This is a genomic window from Vibrio genomosp. F10 str. 9ZD137 (genome assembly GCF_049974785.1).
In the GTDB taxonomy this organism is placed as follows: Bacteria; Pseudomonadota; Gammaproteobacteria; order Enterobacterales; family Vibrionaceae; genus Vibrio.
This window is the reverse complement of the sequence record NZ_JBNGCJ010000884.1, coordinates 1-3,543: the sequence shown is the minus strand read 5'-3', so window position 1 is coordinate 3,543 and position 3,543 is coordinate 1. Positions and strand designations below refer to the sequence as shown.

General features: G+C 43.5%; 4 protein-coding genes and 1 pseudogene. 3 read left to right on the top strand and 2 right to left on the bottom strand.

Annotated elements, in window-relative coordinates; genetic code table 11:
- Positions 1–1,038 (top strand): tripartite tricarboxylate transporter permease (locus tag ACP45E_RS19750; protein ID WP_069585461.1); only part of this gene is annotated, 1,038 nt, incomplete at its 5' end.
- Between the two features lie 119 nt (positions 1,039–1,157).
- Here the strand turns inward: ACP45E_RS19750 and ACP45E_RS19745 are convergent.
- Together ACP45E_RS19745 and ACP45E_RS19740 are read right to left on the bottom strand one after the other, a co-directional pair.
- On the bottom strand, positions 1,158–1,580 hold the full coding sequence (locus ACP45E_RS19745) for a DUF3859 domain-containing protein (RefSeq protein ID WP_017034101.1): 423 nt from the start codon (positions 1,578–1,580) through the stop codon (positions 1,158–1,160).
- Entirely contained in the window at positions 1,556–1,951 is a 396-nt protein-coding gene (locus ACP45E_RS19740) for an AAA family ATPase (RefSeq protein ID WP_017038418.1), read from the bottom strand. Before ACP45E_RS19740 ends, ACP45E_RS19745 begins: the two co-directional genes overlap by 25 nt.
- A gap of 167 nt (positions 1,952–2,118) precedes the next feature.
- Between ACP45E_RS19740 and metA the strand changes: the two genes are divergently transcribed.
- Both metA and ACP45E_RS19730 read left to right on the top strand, forming a co-directional pair.
- Positions 2,119–3,060 carry a homoserine O-acetyltransferase MetA gene (gene metA / locus ACP45E_RS19735; RefSeq protein WP_017034103.1) on the top strand — a complete coding sequence of 314 codons (942 nt, stop codon included), beginning with the start codon at positions 2,119–2,121 and terminating at the stop codon, positions 3,058–3,060.
- A 235-nt stretch (positions 3,061–3,295) separates the two neighbouring features.
- A pseudogene (locus tag ACP45E_RS19730) lies at positions 3,296–3,543 on the top strand (type IV pilus biogenesis/stability protein PilW); the annotation flags it as partial.

Here is a 3,543-nt window from a genome sequence, read left to right as displayed (position 1 = left end):
CAAGTCGTGAAAGCATGGATGATGACGATTCTAGGCTTAATGCTGTCTACCGTGGGAATAGACAAAGGTGTCGGTGTTGAACGTTTTACTTTTGGCCTAACTGACCTTATGGATGGCTTTAGCTTCTTACTGCTTGCTATGGCGACATTTGCGCTTGGCGAAACGCTGATGGGAATATTGAAGCCAGAGAAAGACACCAATGGCGAAGAAAATCAAATTATGGCCAATATTGGTAGCATGAAGGTCACAAAGGAAGAATTCAAAGAAGTGGCTCCGGTCTCGATTCGATCGTCTATTCTTGGTTTCTTTACTGGCGTTCTTCCTGGTGCTGGCGCAACTATTGCCGCGTTTCTTAGCTACGGAATGGAACGAAGCCTGGCGCCAAAAGACAAGAAAAAAGAGTTTGGTAAGGGCAGCATTCGTGGTTTGGTTGCCCCAGAATCAGCAAACAACGCAGCATCAAGCGGATCCTTTGTTCCTCTTTTGACATTGGGAATCCCCGGTTCGGGTACAACAGCCATCATGCTTGGTGCTTTGATAGCTTACGGTATTCAACCTGGTCCACGTTTGTTTGTAGAGCACCCAGATGTGTTTTGGTCGGTCATCATTTCTATGTACTTTGGTAACATCGTACTGGTTATTCTTAACCTCCCATTAATCCCTTACATTTCAAAGTTATTGGCCGTGCCAAGGACAGTACTTCTTCCGATGATTTTGTTCTTCTCAATTACGGGGGTGTATCTCGTTTCATTTAACACCATGGATGTGTTCATCATGTTGATTGTGGCCATGGCTGCGATAGCTTTGCGGCTTGCTAACTTCCCACTAGCCCCACTCTTGCTTGGGTTCATCCTGGGTGGATTAATGGAAGAGAACTTACGCCGAGCATTGATGATCAGTGATGGAGAACTGAGCTTCTTATGGGAACGTCCGATTACGCTGACCTTTACTGTCATCGCGGCCTTGGTATTGATTAGCCCAATAGTGATTGGATTCATTAATAAGTTAAGAACCAAACCCGACGCGGCTGTTCAGTAATTCATAACGCATTGTTTACATCAATAAAAACAGGCGCCTTTTACGGCTCCTGTTTTTTGTCTTTTTGTCTTTTTGATAAACAGTTACCTTGAAAAACACCGGAGACGTCAACGTAACGGTTAAAAGCCTCGGTGCTTCCAAAATTGCTGCTCATTCTTTCCAATTAAATGGAAGGTTTTTTCAGCGACAACGCGACCCTGTAACTCAATGGTCATTGTCCATTTACCCAACTTATCTTCTACCGGCTCCCACACTGTGTCACCTAAGTAGAAATCAAAGTCGTTACTGTTTATATACTCTTCACCGGTGAATGGTTCTAAGGGCTCACCTTTTTTACTCAATATACCAGGATGGTCAATGCAAAAAGTAAACTTCTCGCCTTTGGCTTTTTTAATGTTGATGATAAGACCAAACTCTACATCGACCTCTGCCGGAACATTAGTCGTAAACTCTTGAATTTTTGGTAAGTCTTTCGCTCGTGAATCCCATGTTGTGTATATACCGTATGACGATATATCTATGACTGGCGATCGTTTTGCCATTGCTGCCACCGTTTCTTCATTTTAGTGATTGTTTTTTTGTCAACGTCATGAATATTGGCATAACTGCCCGTGCACTCTATGACGTCCAGTGTTAAGCCAAACTGACGCGCAAGATGGTAATACGGCAGGATCTCCCAACGACGCACAAAGGTATTGGACACAACAACACTCTCACCGTTAAAGAGTGCCTGTTCCGTCTGCTTATAACACCACTCATGGGCACACTGGATTAAGTCAGCATCGTAATGGTATTCCCCTTGAGCAGTAATAAAATACATATCGGCTTCAAAATGAGCCGCATTCATCGTCTGTGCAAGTGTCGATTTTCCTGACCCAGGCAGGCCACGAATCAAGGTGAACGTTTGTGTCATAACGGTTTGCTCATACTTTGTTCATTACTATAGGATTACTTATAGAAGTCATTATAGAAGTTGCATAGTAACGCGATTTAGATTCATTTTCCTATCGACATCTTATACTGATTACGTTAAGTTTGGATGTATAGACGTCCAAAATAAATAGCTTAGGGAGAAGAGCTGTGCCAATTAAGATCCCCGATCAACTGCCTGCATCCGATGTGTTGCGCGAAGAAAACATATTTATCATGCCCGAGTCTCGCGCCTCAACTCAGGAGATTCGTCCGCTCAAGGTGTTGATCTTAAATCTTATGCCAAAAAAAATTGAGACGGAAACTCAATTCTTACGATTGCTTTCTAACAGCCCACTACAGGTGGATGTTGAATTGCTGCGCATTGATGATCGCCCAAGTAAGAATACCCCTACAGAGCATCTTGATAATTTTTATCGTCAATTTGAAATGGTGAAAAACCGCAACTTCGATGGCTTGATTATTACCGGCGCCCCTCTTGGTCTTGTGCAGTTTGAAGATGTGATTTACTGGGATCATCTACAAAGCATCATGAACTGGGCCAAAAGTCATGTGACATCGACATTGTACGTATGCTGGGCGGCTCAGGCGGGGTTGAAACTCCTTTACGACCTGCCAAAACGCACTCGAAAAGAAAAGCTCTCTGGCGTGTACCATCATAAAATTCACCAACCGTTCCACCCCGTTTTACGAGGTTTTGACGATACGTTTTTGGCCCCCCATTCTCGCTATGCAGATTTTTCTACTGAATTCCTAGAAGCGCATACTGAGCTGGATATTTTAGCCAGTTCAGATGTCGCTGGCGTTTACCTAGCAGCAACGAAAGACAAACGAAACGTTTTTGTAACAGGCCACCCTGAGTACGACGCGCTCACATTGCATCATGAATACATTCGTGATTTAGGTGAAGGCATGGAGCCAGCAATGCCGATTAATTACTACCCAAATAACAACGCGGATAACAAACCGTGTGCCAGTTGGCGTAGTCACGGACACTTGCTGTTCTCTAACTGGCTCAATTACTGCGTTTATCAACAAACCCCTTACGACCTTGATAAGTTCAGTGAAGCCCACTTTACGAAAGATGATTAATAATCAACACCTTATTTACTCTTTAGTTAATAAGAAACAAGAAAAACGGTCATTAATATGACCGTTTTTTTATGATTGCTAACTTGCTCGCATTGTTCCTTGCTCGGTATTTCTAACCGTAACATTCAGAATATGATGAATCTGCTAACAAGGAGCCCTTATGAAAAAGACACTTTTTGCTATGTCGTCACCGATCTCAGTTATGCCATCAAAGACTATAGCGATAAACATCGCTATGAGCGTAGTGATCAGCACAGTAATGAGCATAACAGGTTGTGTGACGGTAACAAACGGCGACGAGACACCAACAAAAGCATCGTCCATCGACATGGCAGAAACTCGTTTAGCACTAGGGCTTGGGTACCTTGAAAAAGGCAACATGATCAGAGCAAGAGAGAATTTGGAAAAAGCACTCAAACATGCCCCTAACTACTATCGAACTCAGCTTAGCATGGCCCATTATTATGAGGCGGTGGGCGAGCC

Coding starts and splice junctions, on each gene's coding strand:
- ACP45E_RS19740 (WP_017038418.1), bottom strand. CDS start 1,951: ATGACACAAACGTTCACCTTGATTCGTGGCCTGCCTGGGTCAGGAAAA.
- ACP45E_RS19745 (WP_017034101.1), bottom strand. CDS start 1,580: ATGGCAAAACGATCGCCAGTCATAGATATATCGTCATACGGTATATAC.